Genomic DNA, 20,761 nt, shown 5'->3' with positions numbered 1-20,761 from the left:
TAGAGGAATTTAGAGGAATTTTTATGACAAATTTTAATGGTAAAGTGGCAGTTGTTACTGGAGCATCTCGCGGAATTGGTCGCGCAATTGTTCAAGAACTAGCTAAACAAGGTTGCCAAATAGCTTTTAATTACAACAAATCGGCTGAAGCGGCTGAAGAATTAAAAAAAGAATGTGAAGCAAGCGATCGTCAAGTGCTGGCTTATCAATTAGATGTAGCAAATTTTGCTGCTGTTCAAGAAATGGTCAAAGATGTAAAATCCAAATTAGGTCGGATAGATTTTCTTATTAATAATGCTGGTATTACTAACGATAAATTATTAATGAGAATGAAAGAAGAAGATTGGGACAGTGTAATTGATACCAATCTTAAAAGTGCGTTTAATTTTTGTCAAAGTGTTGCTCCAATTATGCTTAAGCAAAGATATGGCCGGATATTAAATATTAGTTCAATAAGCGGAGTAGTTGGAATGGCTGGGCAAGCTAACTATTCAGCTTCTAAAGCTGGGCTAATTGGTCTATCTAAATCACTTGCTAAAGAATTAGGTAGCCGTAATATCACAGTTAATGTTTTAGCTCCAGGTATTATTGAAACTGATATGACAACTGTTCTTTCAGAAGATTACCGTAAAAAGCTGCTAGAGCAAATTCCTCTACAAAGATTTGGGCAAGTTGCAGAACTAGCCCGCGTTGCAGCATTTTACTTTCAGATGATGCTCAATATATTACTGGTCAAGTAATACAAATAGATGGTGGTTTAGCAATGTAGCTAACACAATACCACCTATGATTTATAACTCGTGTAAAAATAAGGAAATATTAAGATGTCTAATCAAGTTATTAAAGCCTCTCCATCAGTAAAAACGGCTATTTTTTCTTGGTTAACTAAAATGTTATTTCAATGGGTGGTATTGTGCATACCAATGCTGGTTATTTTTCATTACATTTGCCCAGAAATAGTTGGACTATTGGCACTAAAGTTATTGCTAAACTCTACTTTAGTGGCATTTGCTGTTACAGGACTGATGATGTTTGGGCGAATAACTTTAAACAATGAAGGTTTAAGTTATGAAAATAAGCTACTTTTGCAAAAAGCTTTTATTCCTTGGAAAGAAATGATTTTTGGCAAACCTTTTCCTATCACACTAGAAAAACATTATGCTATTAGCAGACGAGGAGGAGGAGCAACTATCAAAATTTGGCCTAGCTTAAATAATTATTCTGCTATAAAAAAATGTTTTGAAGATCACCAAATTTTTCTAGAAACAGGTCAAATAGCTACACCTAAAAACCAATTCCGCCCATTAGATGAAGTAATTAGTGAAGCCTTAAAATAATATGTGGTATATCGCCATTGGAATTTTTGTTTTTCACTCAATATTAGCAATTGTTGACGAGGTTTATTACCACTACAAACGTGGTTTAGGGCTTTGGGAAAGAATTGGACACCCTGCCGACACAGCAACAGTTTTATTTTGCTACAGCGTAGTTTGGTTTCTTACTCCAACAACTAGAAATATCATTATTTATATTTTGCTAGCTGCTTTTTCTTGTCTCTTTGTTACAAAAGACGAGTTTGTTCATTCTAAATTGTGTGTTCAGGGTGAAATGTGGTTACACGCACTACTTTTTTTGCTACATCCAATTTTATTTATTATTGTAGGATTTTTTTGGCTAGCTAGTAGCAATTTAGGTAATCCCTTTTGGCAAAGCCTACAAGACGACTCTTTAGCAATATTTCATATGTTTTTTCTAGGTCAATCTATCTTAACTTTACTAATGATGTTTTACCAAATTAGCTATTGGAATCTATGGAAAAATCCAAAATCTATCCAGTAAATAAAGTAAATAATGAGCTTTATCATGAGTTAGGCGAGCGATGGTATAAGGCTCAAGATGACCCAGTAGCATTACTAAGAGCAGAAAGACGTTTACTTGTTCCTTGGGTAGAAAAAATAATAGCTGAACGTAAAAATAACCCTAAAATTTTAGATGTAGCTTGTGGAGCAGGACTTTTTAGCAACCCTTTAAGCAATTCAGGTTATCAAGTAACGGCTTTTGACATTTCTGTAGAAAGCTTAAAAATTGCAAAGCTTTATGATAAAAGTAAAAGGGTAAATTACTTAATTGCAGATGCTTATCAATTCCCTTTTCCCGATGCTAGTTTTGATGTTGTTTGTGTAATGGATTTTTTAGAGCATGTTGATAAGCCTGCTAGAGTTATTTCAGAAGTTGCGCGAGTTTTGCGGCCTAAAGGATTATTTTTCTTTAGCACTTTTAATCAAAATTGGTTAGCCTGGCTAATTATTATTAAAGGTGTAGAATGGTTTGTTAAAAATACTCCTGCAAATTTGCATGTTTTAGATTTATTTATTAAGCCTTCAGAACTAGAAAAAATTTTTACTACCAATAACTTAAGTGTTGAAAAGTTTTTTGGTATCCGACCATGTTTTTTTACCAAATCATTTCTAAAAATGCTTTTTACTGGCAAAGTTACAGACGATTTTGCTTTTACTTTTGCTAAATCGCTGATGCTTGGTTATGGTGGTTTGGTAATAAAAAATAATCCTTAATCTGTAGAATTATTTTCTATCTATCTCTTACCGTTAAATCTTCTTTATAGAGTTGTTTATAGGCCCAGTAATTATTCATTACTTTATAAACATAATCTTTTGACTCATGGTAAGCAATTTCAATAACAAACTGGTCTACATCACTGCTTTGTGAGCGAGCAATCCAACGTCTTACAGATGCTTCTCCTCCATTATAACTAGCTGCAACTGCATAAGGATTATCCTTAAATTCATCAAATAAAATACCTAAATAACAGCCTCCAAATTTTACTGCAACTGGAGGTAAATAAAGGTCATTTTGGTTAAAGTCTGGGTGTTTTAATTCTTTGCTAATTCGTTCAGCAGTTGAAGCGATAAATTGAAACATCCCTCGGGCCGCTGCTGGACTTTTAGCATCGATGTCAAAACGGCTTTCTTGACGAGCAATACCTAACATAAATCTAGCATCAACGTTTTCTGCTTGCCCAACTTTCACCATTTCATCACGGTATGGTGCAGGATAAATTAGCTCTGCAATATTTCTATCTAAAAGCTCTAGACGAAAATCTTTTGGTAGAACACTGGCAAAAGTGCTTTCTCCATAACGTATAGCGGGATTAGCATGACTTCCTCGGTTTAAGTAAACTGCTAAAGAGTAGCTAGAAGAACCTTTAGTTGTAGTTTTTACAACAGGTTTTGCGGTGGTTTTAGATCGTCGTCTTTGTGTAGAAATGTTAACAAATTGTGTTGTTGGCTCGGTTTCATTCATTTCTAAAGCATTAAGATCAATAGATTCAATATCTAGTGAATTACCAGCTAAATTTAAACCACCACTAGCACTTAATTCTAATGCTCCTTCATCATAAAGCCCTAAAAAAATTAATTCATCTGCTAAAACTCGATGTGAAGCAGTTGTTTGCAGACGATTAGTTAAAAAGCTACGTCCAGCAGGCGATAAACCATTGCTAAGAAACCGCTCATAGCCAGGTAAGTTTTGATAGCATTCTCGTAGCATTCCTAGTAATTCTTGACTTGCCCGGCTATCACTTAAGCGTAGAGCTTGATTAATTGCGTCTTTTGCCGATGAATAGTTGCGATTAGCTAGTTGTTGTTTAGCATTTGCTAAACAAGCCACATATTTTTCATTAATAATTGTTTTACTTTTGCCGTCCCGTTTAAGCGTTTCTAAACGTAGAGTTGCACGATTGCTATAATAGCTATTTAAGTCTGCGGGAAAAGCTAAATAACTTTCTACAGCATCATTTATTCTACCTAACTTTTCCAAACAATAAGCTTGTAAGAATTTAACTTCTGAATAATTAGTAGAACCAGGAGCTTTACGGGAAAGATTATATGTAAGTAAATCACTAAGAACACTTAAGGCTTGCGAGTAGTCATTTTTGGTAAGATAAATTTTAGCTTGATTAAATAAGGCTGTAACACCTGTTACATCAGAGCTAAAACGTTTTTGAGTACGTCGGCACCAGTCTAAAGCATCTTCATATTTAGCAGCAGAGCGGTAAGAATCAATAATATTTAAGTGCGCTCCATCTATAGAACTACTACTGGGATATTCATTAATTAATTTTTGGTAACGTGCAACGGCTTCGGCGTAGCGTCCCATATTTTGATAAGCATGCCCGCCTTGATAAAGTGCTAGTTCAGCTTGTTTTGTAGCAGGAAACTCTGAATAAGCTTGGTCATACCATTTTAAGGCATTAACATAGTCATAATCTATATAGTAGCTACGACCAATAGAAAAAATAGCTTCTGCTAAGGAAGTGCTAGCAGGAAAGCGTTTTAGGAGTTCTTGATAGGCAACTCTAGTGCTTTGGCTATCTCGGTTAAAAAGGCAAACTCGTCCACGTGTTAAGAGTTCTGTTTCTGTAGCTTGGCGGTTTTCTTGTTTGTCTAGCTCATCTAATTTTTGTGCTGCTAGAAGGGCTTGATCATCTTTAGAACCATTTAATAATTGCTCAAAGATAGTTCTTGCTGCTTGGTTTTGTCCTTGCTGCATTTGAATTAATGCAACTTGTCCAAGTGCTTCACGTCCCTTTGTAGTGCTGCGGTTTGCTTGACTACGAAAATATTGCAAAGCATTGGGTAAATCTTTTTTTAGCAAATTTATTTCAGCTATTCTTCTAGTAGCTTTGGAATTTAACAAACTATTTGGATATTGATTAACTAGTTTTTTTAATTGTTCTCGCTCTAAATTTAAGTCTTTTTGCTCACGAGCAATCAAAGCTAAATGCCAATAGGCATACTCACTTAACAGGCTATTTTGTGTAATAACAGCATTAAAACTTTTAGTAGCTGCTGTAAAATCTGAGCGTTTTTCTTGTAATCTACCTAATAGATAATCGTAATTATTAATCTTAAAAAGTTCGCTATCTTTGCTACGAATTGTTTGGAGTTCTTTTTCTACCATCAAATAATCTCTTTGAGAAAGATTTGATAAAATAGTTTGGTGACGAGGTTGTAAGAGTTCAAAATTATCTGCGGTAATTGGTTTAGTCATTAGAAATGACAAGCAGACTACTAAAAAAACTTTAGCTATACGCATAACTTTACCTATAAATCAAAAATTTAATAAAAATATTTTTTGAGGCTATTTTTTAGATGCCTATTTCAAAAGCATTTGATGTCAGTTGATTTTTATATTTTATCTAAAACACGCCGAAGTTCTGAAGTCAAATCTTCTATTTGATACGGTTTTTGGACAAATCCCATAACAGATTTTTCCCAGACTAATTCCATTTCTTCTGGTGGACAATAGCCAGAAGCAAAAACAACTCTTGCTTTAGGATTAATTTCTAAAGCCTTTTGATAGACTTCTCGACCTCCCATTTTAGGCATTACCATATCTAATAAAAGTAATGATATTTCTTTATATTTACTTTGGTAAATATCTAAAGCTTCTGGCCCATCGGCAGCCATTAATATTTTATATCCATAAGACTCAAGTAAATCCTTAGCTAAATGACGTAAGGTTTCTTCATCATCTACAACTAAAATTGTCTCTGTACCTGATAAGATGCTTGTTTGATTGTTAGTTGAATGAGTAATATTTTTATTAACTGCTGGTAAAGAAATCTGGAAAGTAGTTCCTTGCCCAAGTTTTGTCATTACCTCAACATGTCCTTTAGCCTCTCTTACAATGGTTGAAACCATTGCTAGGCCAAGACCTGTACCTTTACCAATTTCTTTAGTAGTAAAAAATGGTTCAAAAATCCGTGTTAATGTCTGAGCATCCATTCCAGTACCATTATCTTGAACACTCAAGCTAACATAACTACCACTTTTTAAGACGCTATTAAATGGTTGTTCTTCAATTTCAACATTCCTAGTTATTACGGTTAACATGCCGCCATTAGGCATAGCGTCTCGTGCATTAATACATAAATTCATTAAAATTTGTTGGATTTGTGTTGGATTTGCTTCTATTAGATCAAGTTTTGACTCAAGTTCAGATCTGATTTCTATAGTTTTCCCTAAAGCACGTTTTAATAATTTTAACGTGTCTTCTACTATAGTATTTAAGTCTATTAACTGGGCTTTAGGACTACCACCACGAGCAAAAGCGACTAGACGTTGTGCAAGTTCTGCACCATGTGTAGCAGATTGCTCAATAATACCTGCATAGTTATAAAGTTTTGTATTTGAAGGATCTAATTTTTTCTTAAATAATTCTGCGTAACCTAAAATTCCAGCAAGTAAGTTATTAAAGTCATGTGCAATACCTCCGGTTAAAGTGCCAATAGATTCAAGTCGTTGAGAATGAAATAGCTGCTGTTCTAGTTTACGTTGTTCTGTCATATCCCGAAGAATTGCTTGAATTAGAGAATCTTTCCCTATCACAATAATGCTAGCACGTAGTTCTACAGGTAAAGTTGTACCGTCTTTTTGCTCTACAGAAGCATCGCGCAAGTATAAATAACCTGTTTTTTGTAAAGAGTCATAAGCTAATAAATATTTATTTTGTTCTGTTTGAGGGTGTAAAGAAACAAGAGAAGAGTTTAAGAGTTCGCCGCGTTTTTGTCCAATTAGGCCTTCTGCTCTAGCATTAGCATCAATAATTTTCCCTGAAGTTATATCAGCAATAATAATTGCATCATTAGCATTATCAAATAAACTGCGATAGCGTTCTTCTGCTTTTCGACTCTCTCCATAGAGTTGGGCATTAGTTATTGCAATGATACATTGGCGGGCAATAGATTCAACTAGACGAACTTCATCATCTGTCCATACACGAGTACAAGCACATTGATGTAGTGCAATTGCACCGATTAATTTATTTTCTCTATTAATTACTGGAACTAACAAAATAGACTTAATTTTAGCTGCTTCAATAAAAGCAATTAATTTTTCTGGCAAGTTAGCCATTATTTTTTGCAAGCTACTTATACGCCAAGGTTTGCCATTCCATAAAAACTTAAATTCTGAAGAATAATCATTATAAAAGTATGTGTTATTTAAGAGTTTAGGCCAATTTTCATCACATTTTTCATGAGTAACAGTAGCTTGTGTATTGACTGATTCGACCACATCCAAAAAAAGACACCTATCAACTTGCAAGTGATTTTTTAGCTTAGTACAAACCGTTTCTAGGATCTCATCAATATTTAAGGATTGAGAAATAGCTAAACTAACAGAATTTATTATTTGTTCATAAGTTGCAGCCGTGTGAGTACGCTGGTAGAGCAATGTTTTTTCTAGTGCTAAGGCAATAATTCTAGTAAGTTCTGCTAGCAAATTTTTTTCATAACTAGACCATTGTTTTATTTTTGAAAAACTTAAGCCAATCAGCCACAAAGAAGATGAATGAGGTTGTAAAATCACAAAAGCTTGAGATTTTATTTGGTATTTTGCTAAAAATTCTTTCCAACTATCATCAGAGAAACTAGTTTCATCCAAAATTATAGGTATTTTTTCTGTTTGTAATAATAAGTATTCTTGGAAATTATCATAAAACTCGGCTGATAGTTCTGCTGATAATGCTAAAGAGTTAGTAGAAACCAATTTTTGTTGATTTTGCAAAAAATATAAATTCTTTCCAGGGTCAAACCATACTTGATCAGAGTTAAAAGCTTCTTTAACTAGTTCAATAATGCTTGGAAGCAGTTGTTCAACCTCTACAGAAGCATTGATTGCTGTTAGAACTCGATTTACTATTTCGGTATGTTTAAGTTGTTGATAGGTTTGTTCTTGTAATTTTTTTTGTTCAGTAATATCTTGTGCAACATTAAGTAACCCCATATTAGTACCTTTAGTATCAGAAATTAACCGGGTACTAACACTTAGCCAAATTTCTGTTTTATCAGCTTTAATTCCTGGCCATTCACCATTAACTTCAGTAGCTAAACGTAATTTATCAAACTGAGGTTGTGCCTGATTTTGGTTAGCCGCAGGAATAATTTTGGCAATGTTATGTCCTAGGATTTCACTTGCTGTCCAACCAAAGACTCTCTCTGCTCCACGATTCCAATAAACAATATCACTGTCCATATCTGTACCAATAATTGCATCATGAACATTATCTAAAAGTAGTGCTTGGAAATGTAAATGTGCTTCTGCTTCATCAAAACGTCGTCTTAATTGATAGCTACGAATAGCCCGATGAGCTATAGATGGAAGCATTTGTGGAAATGTTGGGGATTTAACTAGGTAATCTGTTGCTCCAAGTTTTACAGCCTTTACTGCAATATTTTCATCACCATAGCCGGTTACTATAACTATTGGTCGTTCTATTTTTCTCATTTGCAGTTCTGCCAAAAGCCCTAGTCCATTGGTATCAGGTAAAGAGTAATCTAAGATAAACAAGTCCCATTTTGTATGTTGTCTTAAAGAATCCCACATTTGTTGAGCAGAGCTAACATGCGTAATTATGTCATTTGGAGACTCTTTTTGAAAAACATGCTTTATTAATTCAGCGTGTTCTTCTTCCTCTTCTACTAATAGAATTCTATACCCAGTCTCACTCATTTTATTTTATATTACTCCTGAAAAGAATTTCTAATGGGCAAAGAAAAATAAAAACAACTTCCAAGATTTGGTGTAGACTCAACCCATATTTTTCCATCATGAACCGTTATTATTCTATCAACTAAAGACAACCCTGAGCCTATTCCATCAACTTTTGGCAGTGTTTTAGAACGATAAAATAGTTCAAATACTCTTTTTTGCAGTTTTTCTTCAATACCTACTGCATTATCTTTAATCCAAAATAAATACTTAGTAGAATCTTTCTTACACCCAATTTCAATTACAGGAGAGCGGTCTAAAGGTGTAAAAATAACTGCATTTAGAATTAAGTTTGAAATAGCTTTCTTAATTAAACTGCGATTGCAAATTATTGTAGGTAAATCAGTAATAGTAATAATTTGAGGATTACGCTTTTCAATTACTGACTTTAACATGAAACAGGTTTCCTGTAAAAGTTCTTTAAAATCTACCAAATCTTGCTTCTTAATTTTACTTGTTATTTTTGTTAGTTCCATTAATGCCATTAACTTATTATCTAAACGCCTTGTCCCTCTAAGTATGGACTCTAGGTAATTTAGCCCTTGTTCATCAAATACTTCTTTATAGTCCTCTTGTAAAACATTAGCAAAACCAGCAATTGTGACTAAAGGAGATTTTAGTTCATGGACTAATTCTTGAATAAATTTATCTAAGTTCTCTAACTCTTGATTTAAGCTATTTATAGATTTTGAGCTTAATTCAAATATTATTAAAACTAATTTTTCATTATTAAAATCTATTAAATTAATTTTTAATTGATAAGATAAGTTAAAAATTTCCTTTGTACCAATTAAATTACTTTCTCTTAAAAGCTGGTCTTTAACTTCTAATAAATAATTTTTAATTATTAAAGAAAAGTTATTTTCTAAATTTAAGTTAACAAAAAGTTTTTCTGTTACTGGATTAATAGCCAGGATTTCTCCTGATAAGTTAGCTAACAGGGTTGGATTAGAAGAATGTTGAAAAAATAGTAAGAACTGTTCTTTCATTAATTTATTAAGCTTAATTTATTGAGGTTAACAAAAAGTTAAGTTTTAAGATTCTGTTTAAGAATATAACAAAAATAGTAAAAGTTTCATCACAAAAATAAGCTATTAAGTCTAATAAATTTCAAAATATAGTGACAAAAAAATAACCCGGCATTCTAACCGGGTTATTTTTAATATTAACCTATAGTCCTCTAAGGGCTAATAAGAATAAACAAATACTTCTAATTAGTTTATTTACCTAATAAGTACTCTTAGTTAATTACTAATGTTAGTTCAGCTTGACGTACTCTACCAGCACCATCTTGACCAACAAAGACTAGTTTTTGAGTTCCTACAGGTGATTTTTTCTTAAGCTTAACATCAAACATAACTGTACCAGTGCTTGTACTTTGTGATGCTGGACTCTTTAGTTTGATCTTTAAGGCTGCTAAAGTTGCTGCATCAGGAGTAACTGTTACTGCCCCTGTAAAGCCATTAATACGATCTACTTTAACAACAAATTGTCCTGTTTTTCCACGAGTTAAAGTTACTTGTGGACTTGGGAAAGATAAAGCAAAGTCCATAGCAATTATTTCTAGTCTTACTGAAGTAGAACGTACTAATGAGCCAGCAGTACCAGTAATTGTAATATTTGCTGTTACAGCAGGACTATTTTCTGGAGTAGGAATCATTAAAGTAACAGTTTGTCCGGCTGTTATAGTATTTTGCGAGAAAGTAAATGTGCTTAAGACATTTTGATCTGAAGAAGCTGTTAATGTTACAGGTTGGTTAAATCCTGCAAGTGCTTGAAGGTTGACAGCAAAAAGACCTGAAGAACCAGCAGAAATTGATTGTGTAGCTGGGTTAGCAGTTAACATAAAGTTTGGCATTGCAACAACGTTAACTGTAGCAGTAGTACTTCGGACAATTGATCCAGCAGTTCCAGTAATATTTAAGGTGACTGTTCCTGTTTGGGCTGTTGGAGCAGTATTAATTGTCAAAGTAGTATTACCACCAGCAGCAACTATATTGCTAGCAAAACTAGCTGTTACTCCACTAGTTTGAGGTGAAACAGAAACACTTAAGCCTACTTGTTGAGTAAAACCATTTAAGGCATTAGCGTTAACAGTAAAGCTAGTAGCTGAGCCAGCACTAACAGTTTGTGTAGCAGGAGCAATACTTAAATTAAAGTCCCCTTGAGGTACAGCAATAGCAAAGTCAGCATCAGAAGCATCTGATCCCATAAGACCTGTAGAATCAGTAGATGTTACCCTAACACGAGCAGTATTAGTAAGAATTGTAGAAGGTAGTCTGAAGGTAAAGTTACGAACATTTCCAGCTAAACCAGTAGCAACTGGTATTGGGAAAGATTGTCCACCATCAGTAGATAACTCTATACGTTGTACAGAAAGTGATTGTGTAGAGTTAACTGTCCAACGAATTGGTAAATCTCCTCCAGCAGCAATAGTTTCTCTTCCATTAGGAGCATCTACTTTAACATTTACCATTGGTTGAACTGCACCAACAATATAACCAAAGATATTTATTGCAGCCATATCAGCAGCAGTAATATCATCTTTTTCACCAGGTCTTGAGAAAGGATCCATTACACCAATTTTTACATTGCCATTATTTTCTTTTGATTTCCAATGGCTAGCCTGCGCTCTATCACCACCAGAGCCATCTGGACGACCTGTAGAAACTCGTATTTTATCTGTTCCAGTAAAAAATATTTGTTCGCCACCAGAAGAAAGTACTCTTTGTGAAGTACCAAAATTTTGGCTAGTTACTTCTGGACGAAAACGGAAAAGATCCCATACATTAGGAGTAGGTGGAATACTAGGGATTAGTTCTCTTAATCCAACATTAGAAACAAAACCTAATAAATGGCCTATTTCATGTACTGCAACACCTTCAAAATCAGTACTATTACGAGTTATGCCATCAGATGGATCAAAATCATAATTAAAAGCAGAATTAAATCCTATTGAAGGTGGAGGGCCAAAATTTGCCATTTCTGCTGTAGGATTGGCAACAGGGTCAATTAACTGCAAAGCTCTTAATTGTGCTGAGGTACCTTCGCCAGCTCGAGCATCACCCAAATCAGTTGGTAAAGCATTATTTGGTAATGAGTTATAAAAAGCTCTTTCTTGATCAGTTGATGCAGTATCAACTAATCCTTCCTTTAAAGCTACATAAAAGCTATTTGAGCCTAGTTCTTGGCTACGAGTTGAGCCAATAACACCTGATGGGTAAGGTGTACCAAAACGGGTAGTTCCAAAATCCACATCCACTATAATTGTAATAGGTGATTTAATGATTGCTTCCCATCTAGCAGCAGCTTTCATAAAAGAGGCTTTAGCTTCAGGAAACCGATCTAATTGAGAAGTACCACGTAAAATTATGGTTAAACCATCGTCTGCATTAGGTTGGATCTTAGCATCTTGTAATTCTAAGTGATTAATTTGACGTAAGTCATCAGCTTTAAATGCTTGATTTTCAAAAGAAAAAATACCTCTTTCCGTCTCATTAGCATCACGACAACCTAATAAACCATTTTCAGCCTGGTAGCGAACCCACATTTCAGAGTGTTCTGAGGCTTTTAAGTTTTTTATTTTAGAAACCTTAGGTTTTTGTCCTAGATTATTGGCTGAAGATACTAAACTTTGATAACTAACAACACTAATGATAGTTATCACCATTGCAAAAATAGATAAAAGATGACGCTGATAAGGCTTATAATTCATCTTCCTCCTCCTAATAGTAAATATTATTGTTAAAATTGTTAAATAAGTGAGTTAATAATTAAGATGGTTAAATAGTTTAATAGGTCTGCTTTAATTTTTCCAGTCTTAGCAAAAACAAATACCAAATTCCAGCAAATGCGCTATTATAAAACCACTCATTTTATTTAGAAGCTTAAATCAAAGTCTGATTTAAGTAAAATTAATTTATCTAATATTAGGTTATTTTCTTTGGAGGTAAGCTAAATAAATGTTTAAAGCCTTCCTATCTTTACTAGTCTTATTGCTACTAAGCATTCAAATACAAGCACAAACTAAAAAATCTGCTGAACTTTTAACTTATGATTTAACAAAAGGGGTAGTTGATAAAGATAAAATTAACCCTCTACAAGATGAAGGCCCTGTTTTTATTTCTCCACAAAATTCTATTATTAAGCTTCAGCGTCAAGTAGAACTAAGGTTGCTTCCCCAAGGCTTTGTTCCAGCTTTAGAAACAGAATTAGATTCTTCTCGTCGTCAACTTCTTCGATATGGATTTGCTTATTATCGTGATAATGAAATTCCTGGATTTGGTGATTTTAGAGATATTATTGTTCCAATACGCTTAGATTCTACTAATGGCTTTTTAGATATTAAATTTTACCGACGTATTTTAATTGTGCCTCCAGCTTTTGATTTTCCAGAAGATCGTACATCTTTAGCCGTTTTACCTCAAGATGAAGGTAGTGCATTATTACTGTTTCTAGAAGGAACAACACGTAAATTTCTACTTAGCTTAAACCGCTTATTTGATGATCCACAAATGATTAATTTTTTAGCTTTTGACGAGGTTCAATCAATACAATCAGATCAAGAATTTAAGAAATTTATTATTTTTACTCGTGGAAGTTCTGACCGTAGTAGTTTATTTGTTTCCGTCACTGACCCAACATTAACCCCAATTTCACAAGGTGTTGAACTAGCTAAAGACTTACCAATAGATAACCAAGTTTATATATTTAAGATTTTTCCAGGTACTGAACCTCAATTTCGTGGTGCTGCTGTACCACCTAAAAACCCAATACCAACCAAAACTAAAGAAGACTAGCCCTGAAGCTAGTCTTCTTATCAGTCAAAATTTAATCAAAAATATTCTACTGCCCCGTGTTATTTGTAATGCTTGATAATCCTGGGGTTTTTAGCACATAAATCCCACCTGAAAAAGAACCAACATAAACTCGATCAGCATCAAAGTTGTCAAAACTAATTGCACCTATTCGATTAGAAGTTATTTGTCTATCTATTTGATAGAAATTTTCTCCTGCATCAGTCGAAAGATAAACACCACCATTTCGATAATCTCCTACAATAATTACATTAGGATTTTTACTACTAAAGCGCACTGCAATTGGTTCTCCATAAGGGATACCTTTCCCACGACGTTGCCAAGTCTTAGCCCCATCATTAGAGAAAAAACAAGTAGTGTCAGTTGTCACCATTATCACATTACCATTATGTGGACTAACATTGATAGCTTGTACTACAGGATTAGTATCATTAATTGGTATAATCTGCCAGGTTTTTCCATTATCAGACGAGCGATAAAGCCCTTGTTGAGTTCCTGCATATAAAACTTTTTCTTTAGAATCAAAGGCAACAGAAAGGATTTTTCCATTGTAATTAGCAACATTAAGTTTTTCTATTCGTCCGTCTTCGTTAACTTGATAAAGACCTGACCAGGCAGCTACTAAAAGGCTTTTATTTGCGTCGTTAGCAATAAGTTCTACAACTCTTTGAGTAATGTTAGCACTAGGTAGAGGTTTTTTAGATTTAGAAGCAACATTTTTTGTTTTATAAGTTTTTGTAGTTTTGTTTGGGGTAGTTTTGTTTGGGGTAGTTTTGCTTGGGGTGCTTTGGATTGGTACAGATTTTCCAGTTATTCTTACCCAAGATTCCCCACGATCCTTGGAAAAGTAGAGTCCTAAATTAGTACCAGCATAAAGCAATTTTTCATCCCAAGGAGATTGATAAATTGAATAAATATCTTCATTAGCTAAACCCTTAGAAGATAATTTCCAACTACTTCCTCCATCAGTACTTAAGTATAAACCTCCGTCAAAACCATTAAAAAGAGCGGCTGCATAAATTCGCCCTGAAACTGAACGATCAGAGAGCAGTGCAGAGATTTGACGATTAACAAAACCATTATTGCTAGCTTGGAAACTTTCTCCTGCATTATCACTAACCCAAACTCCTCCAGATTTCACACCTAAGTAAATACGATTAGGATTACTTGGATGAATAGTAATAGAGTTAACAATTGTGCGGATTGAACTCATCAATCTCCAGGTTTGTCCAGCATCAGTAGTTTTCCAAAGTCCTTCTGTTGTTCCAGAGTAGATAATTTGGTTATTGGTTGGGTCAGGATAAATAATATGTGTACGTCGGCTAGTAAATGGAATACCTTGGTATTTTGTCCAGGTAGTAGCCCCATCTTTACTATTGTAAATACCACTACAAGCACTTGCATAAATATTATTATTATCCGTAGGGTCAATAGTAATGGTAAAAATATCTGAATCATCAATAAATTGCTGTTTTTTCTCTGTAGGGTGGCCTTTAACACAAACCCAATCTTTACCACCATTATCAGTACGCCAAGGTAAATGTTCTGTGCCTAGGTAAACAATATTAGGATTTTTTGGATCAATAGCAATAGAATGTAAGCGTTTTATATCTGGGTGATTTTCTGGTGAAAACCTACTCCAGCTAGTTCCAGCATCATGGCTAATGTAAGCCCCATCTATAGCAGCAGCAATTAATAAATTAGCATCTGTTGGAGCAATAGCCAAAGCACGAACAGAATGTTTATTCATTGCTGTTAATTCCTGCCAAGTGTCTCCGCCATCGGTGCTTTTATAAATTGTTCCATCAACATCATTTGCTAAAGACCAAAGAGGAACATAAATAATTTTGGGACTTTTGTTATCAATTATAATTTTATCTACCACATAACCTGGATGATGAAAAGACAGTAGTCTAGTCCAGCTTTTAGCTGCATTGGTTGAACGATAGATTTGGCCGTCATTTGTGCCTATAAATAATCTATTAGCATCAGCAGGATCTATAGCTAACGCCCTTACATCTCCCCCATCTGGCCCTACTTCTGACCAAGTAAAATTAGCTGTTACTTCTGGATCTATATAAGCAAAAGCTAAACTATTAAAAGTCACCAAAAATAAAAATACTAGAAAAAATCTCCAAACCTTTACCATTCTTTAACTCCTGAAAAGTTTTGTATTAATTATATTTATTTACGTATGATTAAAAGACAAAAGCGTCTGAACGTAGCCCATCAGTTGTAATTAAAACCAGCCTATTTGTGTTAGCAGCCTTATTTAAGTTTAATTTCTTTTTGTTTCCTTTAAGAGATAATTCGCTATCACTAATAAGTTTAATTGGTTGAGTGATAAGTTTAGCGTTTATTTCAACCTGAATACTAAATTTTACACCTAATGCTTTTATAGTTAGTGATTTAGCTTTCTTATCATAATTAGCACTGTTAATTGTAGGTGCTGTTAAAGCATTTTCACTCCAAGCAATTAAGGCTTTAGGGCTTGAGCCACCTGTAATTGTAGTTTCAAATACTACTTGATCTTTTTCTGTAAGGATTGCCCCTAGCATAGCACAATTAAAAGTTGCATTATCGGCAAATACTCCACCTAAAGGGGTTGGTTCTCTATGACCAACAATTTTAATAATTTTGCCATCCTTAAAGTAAAACAAACCATAAATAGTTTTTGTAGTCCCGCCACGAAAAACAAACCGGTTATTATTGATTAAAGCCCCATGAGCAGGAGTTAATGAAATTGATAAACCTCGGAAAGTTCCTCCATCTGGAGCAGAATCACCATTAGCAACAAGTTTTGTAATTTTGTTAGTTTCTGCTGAATATAAATAAATGCCGTCGCTACTACCAATTTTACCGCTAAAAAGTATCTCTCTTTTATCATTTAAGTAGCGACCCGAAGACAAAACCATGTCTAGTTTTTCTCCATCAACAGTTGTGTCACCTGAACCAACAACTTTCTTTACCTGTCCTTGTGAAAACAAATAAATAGCTGGTTTGTTAGGTTCTAGCTCTGTTGCAGCAGAAAATAGCACATCACCTTGGTCATTAATTGCTGGAACCGTTTGAAGACTTATCTTTAATTTAGTTCCATCAGCTAAGATATCTCCATTAGCAACCACTTTATTGATTTGATCATTTTTTATAGTAAAAATGCCTACATCACTACTACCATCAGCAACAGAGGAAACTAGCGTTACTTCGCCATTGTTATTAAAGGTAAATAAGCTAGAAAGGGCTAAGTCTACAAAAACACCTCCTATAGGCGTTTTTGTTCCATCAACTATAACTTTGTTTATTTGACCATCAGAAGCTATAAATAATCCGCCAAATAGGTTTTGTGATAAAGTCCCGCTAAATAAAACATCTCCACGATCATTAATTTTAGGAAATGTTATCTTTAGTAAATCTAGCCCGCTTAAGCCTGGGATAGGCGTACCCCGTTTAGCTAATATTTCAGTAGTTGGATTACTAAAAACATTCCTAGTGATAAATAGCCTAATCTCTTTACCATCTGTGCCTAAATAAGCTACTTCTCCTCTGCTATTAATACTAGGTTGATTTAGAGCAGCAATTAAGCTGCTATCAGGTGCTTGATCACCTAATTTATTAACTACTTTCATATTAGTAACTTGTGAAAAGCCTACTATACTAGTAAGACATATTAAGATAATAGATAGTAAAAAAGATTTCATAAAACCACCTTAAACTTAAGACTAGAGATAGACTTCTATCATTAAGCACTTAAAAGCTAAATAGATCAAGTAGGATTTAGGGCGTTTTGGTTAATATTTTGTTAGAAGCTAATTATTGGTTTTTTACTGCCAAGCTGTTAAATTGATCTAGCAAAATCAAGCGTGTTTTTCAGCAACTAGTAAAGTAGCTTTAATAGAAATATCAAAATCATATCCATTGCGCTCTGTGTCAATAATTGATGTTAAAGCTTCATTAACAGCTTTTACAGAGTTTTTTGGCACAATACTAAACCATTTTTCTAGCATAAAGTGTTCTATTAGCGGAGATTGAAAAAATGCTTCAGCAGTTTCAAAAAGAAATTCTGTTTTTTCTATATAACTAGTTATAGATTTTAGTCCAGATTCTTTTAGTAATTGTTCTAGCTCTAAAATTGTAGCACGCTCATTAATTAAAGCTTCTAAATTAGAAAATAGTTTCTCTGACAATTGGCAGTTATAAAGTGCTTCCCAAAAAACTGAAAAAAATTCATCAAAACTACCTCTAGTTATGTCATAAACAACTATTTTAGCTCCAGGTTTTGCTACTCTTATTAATTCTGGTAGTTGTTTTGCTAGTTTATCTGCTGCGGCCAAAGAAACATCGGTAATTACCATATCAAAACTATTATCAGCAAAAGCCAAAAACAAAGTATTGGCAGCCCAAAAATTTAAGTTATCTAATTTTGCTATTGTGGCTTTAGCTTGGGCAAGTTTAATTATTTCCAAGCTATCATCAATTGCTGTTACATTACCTTTTCCAGTCAAATGTTTTGCCAGTTCAATAGCATGACCACCTGTACCACAGTTTATATCTAATACATGTCCGGTTTGAGGTATACCACATTTTTCATCAAACAATGTATCAAAGTGATTTCGCCAAGTTGGTACAAGGTAAAGGTCATATAAATAAGCTATTTCTTTAGTATCTTTAATCATTTACAATTCCTTTTTTGTTTCTATAATCTTTCTACAAAGTAAATTTGAATTTATTTCTACTTTTATTTTAATATTTAGCTAACTCTTTTCTTATAAATATTTTGCGCAATTGTTTAGCAATGTTTATTTTTGGGGAGATTATCAGAAACAAAACTTAACTTAAAATAGTTTTTACCAGAAAAAACCAAAATGTCAGACCCTATTATTTATTTATCACAAGATTATTTTCTCTCACCAATGCAATTAACTGATAAAGCAGCACATGTTGAATGGCTAAATGAAGCCGAGTTTCATCAAAATATGGATAATATTACTAGTCCTTTTACAGAAAATGATGCTGAGGAGTGGCTAAAAGGCTTAGAATCAAAATTTCTTGAACAAAAACCTATGATTTTGGCAATTCGTCGCTCAAGCGATAACAAATTAATAGGTAGCATAGGGATTTATCACTCTGAACCAAGTAGCACGCAAGTTGCAGAAATTGGTTATTGGCTAGCAAAACCCTATTGGGGACAAGGTATTATCTCACAAGCTATTCAAGCATTTATTAAATATAGTTTTGAAGAACTAAATGTATTACGTATTTTTGCAAAAGTATTTAATAAAAATATTAGTTCGTGGCGCGTTTTAGAAAAAGCTGGTTTTAAGTTAGAAGGTATTCAACGCCAACATGTTTATAGAGAAGGCGTATTTTTAGACGACCGACTTTATGGACTACTAAAATCTGATTGGTTAGCTAAATAAGTTTATCTACCTTAGCCTATAAGATAACTAGCAAGATAAAAAGATAAAAATTTTTGTTAGTGATTTATTTCTTGCTCTATTAACTGTTTAATTATCAATAGTATAAATTTATATATTACAAAAAACTATTCCTGGCATTGTGGTTGCTAAAAGGGGGTTTGGATAGAGAATATCCAAACCGATTGCTGGCAGGGTTAGGAGCAATCAACCATATTGGTTACTATCACCCATTGCGGTAGTGACTCAGACATGCCAAATCTGGAAAATGCTTGTCCTCCAAATAAACCCTGCTACGGCTAAATCTTAAAAATTAATAAAAATAAGCTAGTAATATAACTAACTGTAGGTGTTATTATGGTAAAAAAAGAAATCATTATAAAAGACACTCATAGAGGGCTTTACTATCAAGATGGTGTACTAACTAAAGTGTTACCAGCGGGTCGCTATGAAATACTAGAGCAGCATAAATCTAAGATACTCAACTACTTATTTCCACGCCCTAAAGTAGAAGTAATTTTAGTAAGCGTTCAAGAAAGGGATTTAACCATTAAAGGTCAAGAAATTTTGACATCCGACAAGGTAGCTATAAGAGTTAGCATTATTGTCCAATTTAGAGTTACCAACCCCCAAGCTGCTATCCATATGGTGACTAATTATGAAGAACGTATTTATAGCGATGTCCAACTAGCAGCACGTCGCTCATTAGCTTCTATGACGCTAGAGGAAATTCTAACTAATCGTAATCATCTTAGCGAAGAAATTCTACATGAAGTAAAAGAGTCTGCTAGCGGTTATGGTGTAGCAATTTTACGGGCAGATGTTAAGGATTTAATTTTCCCCGGTAATTTGCAAGAGATTATGAATAAGGTGTTAGCGGCTGAGCGTATGAGCCAAGCCCAAATGGTAGAAGCACGAACAAAGGCAGAAGTACAAAAAATTGATGCTCAAACCAGAGCAACTAATCAACAATTAGAAGCAGAAACCGCAGCTAATGCTAAACTTTTAGTAGCCCAAGCTGAAGCTGAAGCACTAAAAATAAAAACTGAGGCTGATGTTAAAGCTCTACAAGACCGTGAACAAGCAGCACAAGCTTATAGCACTTACCCAGCACTTCTAAGACTACGCGAGCTAGAAACACTTTCAGACCTTTCTAAAACAGCTAATGCTCGTATTTACATAGGATTTGATAAACATTTAGCCAAAAACGATGAATTAGAAAAGTAACCTTAAAACTATAACTTATTAATTCCATTAATATTACCAGTGTATACCTAGGCAATATTAATGGAATTTTTAGTTTTTCCTCTATCAACCGAATAATAACTAAGCAACTTTAATATTATGTTATACAAAATTCTACCGATAAAATCGTTTTATTAGCTTGAAAAATTTTTCAGAGTAGGAAAAAATGGGCTAAATTCCAATCCTAACAAAAAAGGAATAAATATGGCTAAAAATAAGTTTCTGAGTGAAGACATGTTTGAAGCAATGGGTGATTACCCGCTAGAATACCGCATTTGCCATTTACTTTTATGGTTTTGTGCTGTTGATGGTGAGCTTTCAGAAGAAGAGATAACAGGCGTTGCAGCCTATGTGCAAGGTGTTATAGATGCCTTAGGTGTAGATTCTGACGTAGAAGAAGTGTTAACAGGATGTTTACAAGACATTAGTGATGATCCTAACACGGAATTACTAGAAGAAACTATTGAAATCTTTGCTGATTATTTTCCAGACGAAAAGCTAGCAGAGCTAGTTAATGGAATTGAAGATGTTGTTAGCTTAGATGAGCTTTCTGACGATGAAGCAGAATTTCTTACACATATAAGAGATTCTTGGGGTGTAGAGGAAAAACCTAGGCAAAAATCTAGTGAGAAAAAGTCTGTTGTTAAGAAAAAGAAAAAAGCTAAATAATTCAGTTTATTTAGCTTAGTTAATAGAAAAGAAAAAGCTTATA

Annotated in this window: 14 protein-coding genes and 1 pseudogene; 8 read left to right on the top strand and 7 right to left on the bottom strand. The window is 33.9% G+C overall.

The features are described from left to right. Window positions 1-23 precede the first annotated feature (23 nt). The 4 genes and pseudogenes from fabG (at window position 24) to ubiG (ending at window position 2,573) form a co-directional block, all read left to right on the top strand. Window positions 24-769 (top strand): annotated as a pseudogene (gene fabG, locus IPK14_06635) (3-oxoacyl-[acyl-carrier-protein] reductase). A gap of 55 nt (window positions 770-824) precedes the next feature. Beyond that, a complete protein-coding gene (locus tag IPK14_06630) occupies window positions 825-1,337 on the top strand; it encodes a hypothetical protein (GenBank protein ID MBK7993098.1) in 513 nt (170 codons plus the stop codon). Between the two features lies 1 nt (window position 1,338). Next, a complete protein-coding gene (locus IPK14_06625; protein ID MBK7993097.1) occupies window positions 1,339-1,839 on the top strand; it encodes a hypothetical protein in 501 nt (166 codons plus the stop codon). Then, window positions 1,812-2,573, top strand: coding sequence for a 3-demethylubiquinone-9 3-O-methyltransferase (ubiG, locus tag IPK14_06620; protein MBK7993096.1), 762 nt, complete (start codon window positions 1,812-1,814; stop codon window positions 2,571-2,573). Before IPK14_06625 ends, ubiG begins: the two co-directional genes overlap by 28 nt. 16 nt (window positions 2,574-2,589) lie before the next feature. On the opposite strand, the gene IPK14_06615 is transcribed toward ubiG, so the two are convergent. From IPK14_06615 to IPK14_06600, 4 genes are all read right to left on the bottom strand, one after another. Beyond that, entirely contained in the window at window positions 2,590-5,115 is a 2,526-nt protein-coding gene (locus IPK14_06615; protein MBK7993095.1) for a transglycosylase SLT domain-containing protein, read from the bottom strand. 92 nt (window positions 5,116-5,207) lie between these two features. Beyond that, on the bottom strand, window positions 5,208-8,534 hold the full coding sequence (locus IPK14_06610; GenBank protein MBK7993094.1) for a PAS domain S-box protein: 3,327 nt from the start codon (window positions 8,532-8,534) through the stop codon (window positions 5,208-5,210). An 11-nt stretch (window positions 8,535-8,545) separates the two neighbouring features. Then, window positions 8,546-9,562, bottom strand: a complete 1,017-nt coding sequence (locus IPK14_06605; GenBank protein MBK7993093.1) for a hypothetical protein — start codon at window positions 9,560-9,562, stop codon at window positions 8,546-8,548. 251 nt (window positions 9,563-9,813) lie between these two features. Next, entirely contained in the window at window positions 9,814-12,288 is a 2,475-nt protein-coding gene (locus tag IPK14_06600; GenBank protein MBK7993092.1) for an NF038122 family metalloprotease, read from the bottom strand. 247 nt (window positions 12,289-12,535) lie between these two features. On the opposite strand from IPK14_06600, the gene IPK14_06595 reads away from it, so the two are divergent. After that, window positions 12,536-13,372, top strand: a complete 837-nt coding sequence (locus IPK14_06595; GenBank protein ID MBK7993091.1) for a hypothetical protein — start codon at window positions 12,536-12,538, stop codon at window positions 13,370-13,372. Window positions 13,373-13,418: 46 nt separating this feature from the next. On the opposite strand, the gene IPK14_06590 is transcribed toward IPK14_06595, so the two are convergent. The 3 genes from IPK14_06590 to IPK14_06580 all read right to left on the bottom strand — a co-directional run bounded on the left by IPK14_06590 (window position 13,419) and on the right by IPK14_06580 (window position 18,063). Continuing rightward, window positions 13,419-15,539 (bottom strand): hypothetical protein, encoded by a 2,121-nt coding sequence (locus tag IPK14_06590; protein ID MBK7993090.1) that lies wholly within the window; start codon window positions 15,537-15,539, stop codon window positions 13,419-13,421. Window positions 15,540-15,588: 49 nt separating this feature from the next. Continuing rightward, a complete protein-coding gene (locus IPK14_06585; protein ID MBK7993089.1) occupies window positions 15,589-17,088 on the bottom strand; it encodes a hypothetical protein in 1,500 nt (499 codons plus the stop codon). A 156-nt stretch (window positions 17,089-17,244) separates the two neighbouring features. Further along, complete coding sequence (locus IPK14_06580) at window positions 17,245-18,063, bottom strand: class I SAM-dependent methyltransferase (GenBank protein ID MBK7993088.1); 819 nt, start codon at window positions 18,061-18,063, stop codon at window positions 17,245-17,247. A 189-nt stretch (window positions 18,064-18,252) separates the two neighbouring features. Here IPK14_06580 and IPK14_06575 point away from each other — a divergent pair, with 189 nt between their 5' ends. The 3 genes from IPK14_06575 (at window position 18,253) to IPK14_06565 (ending at window position 20,718) form a co-directional block, all read left to right on the top strand. Further along, window positions 18,253-18,807: a GNAT family N-acetyltransferase gene (locus IPK14_06575; GenBank protein MBK7993087.1), complete on the top strand. Its 555-nt coding sequence runs from the start codon at window positions 18,253-18,255 to the stop codon at window positions 18,805-18,807. 354 nt (window positions 18,808-19,161) lie between these two features. Beyond that, the gene (locus IPK14_06570; protein MBK7993086.1) at window positions 19,162-20,031 is read left to right on the top strand and encodes a slipin family protein; all 870 of its coding nucleotides are present in this window, start codon (window positions 19,162-19,164) and stop codon (window positions 20,029-20,031) included. A 222-nt stretch (window positions 20,032-20,253) separates the two neighbouring features. Then, window positions 20,254-20,718 (top strand): hypothetical protein, encoded by a 465-nt coding sequence (locus IPK14_06565; GenBank protein MBK7993085.1) that lies wholly within the window; start codon window positions 20,254-20,256, stop codon window positions 20,716-20,718. The last annotated feature ends 43 nt before the right edge of the window (window positions 20,719-20,761 follow it).

The sequence above is a fragment of the Blastocatellia bacterium genome, assembly GCA_016713405.1.
Classification (GTDB): Bacteria; Acidobacteriota; Blastocatellia; order Chloracidobacteriales; family JADJPF01; genus JADJPF01.
This window is presented reverse-complemented; position numbering and strand designations above follow the sequence as displayed.

Excerpts from the sequence above, each read along its gene's own strand:
- IPK14_06630 (MBK7993098.1), top strand. The coding sequence starts at position 825 with ATGTCTAATCAAGTTATTAAAGCCTCTCCATCAGTAAAAACGGCTATT.
- IPK14_06625 (MBK7993097.1), top strand. The coding sequence starts at position 1,339 with ATGTGGTATATCGCCATTGGAATTTTTGTTTTTCACTCAATATTAGCA.
- ubiG (MBK7993096.1), top strand. The coding sequence starts at position 1,812 with ATGGAAAAATCCAAAATCTATCCAGTAAATAAAGTAAATAATGAGCTT.
- IPK14_06615 (MBK7993095.1), bottom strand. The coding sequence starts at position 5,115 with ATGCGTATAGCTAAAGTTTTTTTAGTAGTCTGCTTGTCATTTCTAATG.
- IPK14_06610 (MBK7993094.1), bottom strand. The coding sequence starts at position 8,534 with ATGAGTGAGACTGGGTATAGAATTCTATTAGTAGAAGAGGAAGAAGAA.
- IPK14_06605 (MBK7993093.1), bottom strand. The coding sequence starts at position 9,562 with ATGAAAGAACAGTTCTTACTATTTTTTCAACATTCTTCTAATCCAACC.
- IPK14_06600 (MBK7993092.1), bottom strand. The coding sequence starts at position 12,288 with ATGAATTATAAGCCTTATCAGCGTCATCTTTTATCTATTTTTGCAATG.
- IPK14_06595 (MBK7993091.1), top strand. The coding sequence starts at position 12,536 with ATGTTTAAAGCCTTCCTATCTTTACTAGTCTTATTGCTACTAAGCATT.
- IPK14_06590 (MBK7993090.1), bottom strand. The coding sequence starts at position 15,539 with ATGGTAAAGGTTTGGAGATTTTTTCTAGTATTTTTATTTTTGGTGACT.
- IPK14_06585 (MBK7993089.1), bottom strand. The coding sequence starts at position 17,088 with ATGAAATCTTTTTTACTATCTATTATCTTAATATGTCTTACTAGTATA.
- IPK14_06580 (MBK7993088.1), bottom strand. The coding sequence starts at position 18,063 with ATGATTAAAGATACTAAAGAAATAGCTTATTTATATGACCTTTACCTT.
- IPK14_06575 (MBK7993087.1), top strand. The coding sequence starts at position 18,253 with ATGTCAGACCCTATTATTTATTTATCACAAGATTATTTTCTCTCACCA.
- IPK14_06570 (MBK7993086.1), top strand. The coding sequence starts at position 19,162 with ATGGTAAAAAAAGAAATCATTATAAAAGACACTCATAGAGGGCTTTAC.
- IPK14_06565 (MBK7993085.1), top strand. The coding sequence starts at position 20,254 with ATGGCTAAAAATAAGTTTCTGAGTGAAGACATGTTTGAAGCAATGGGT.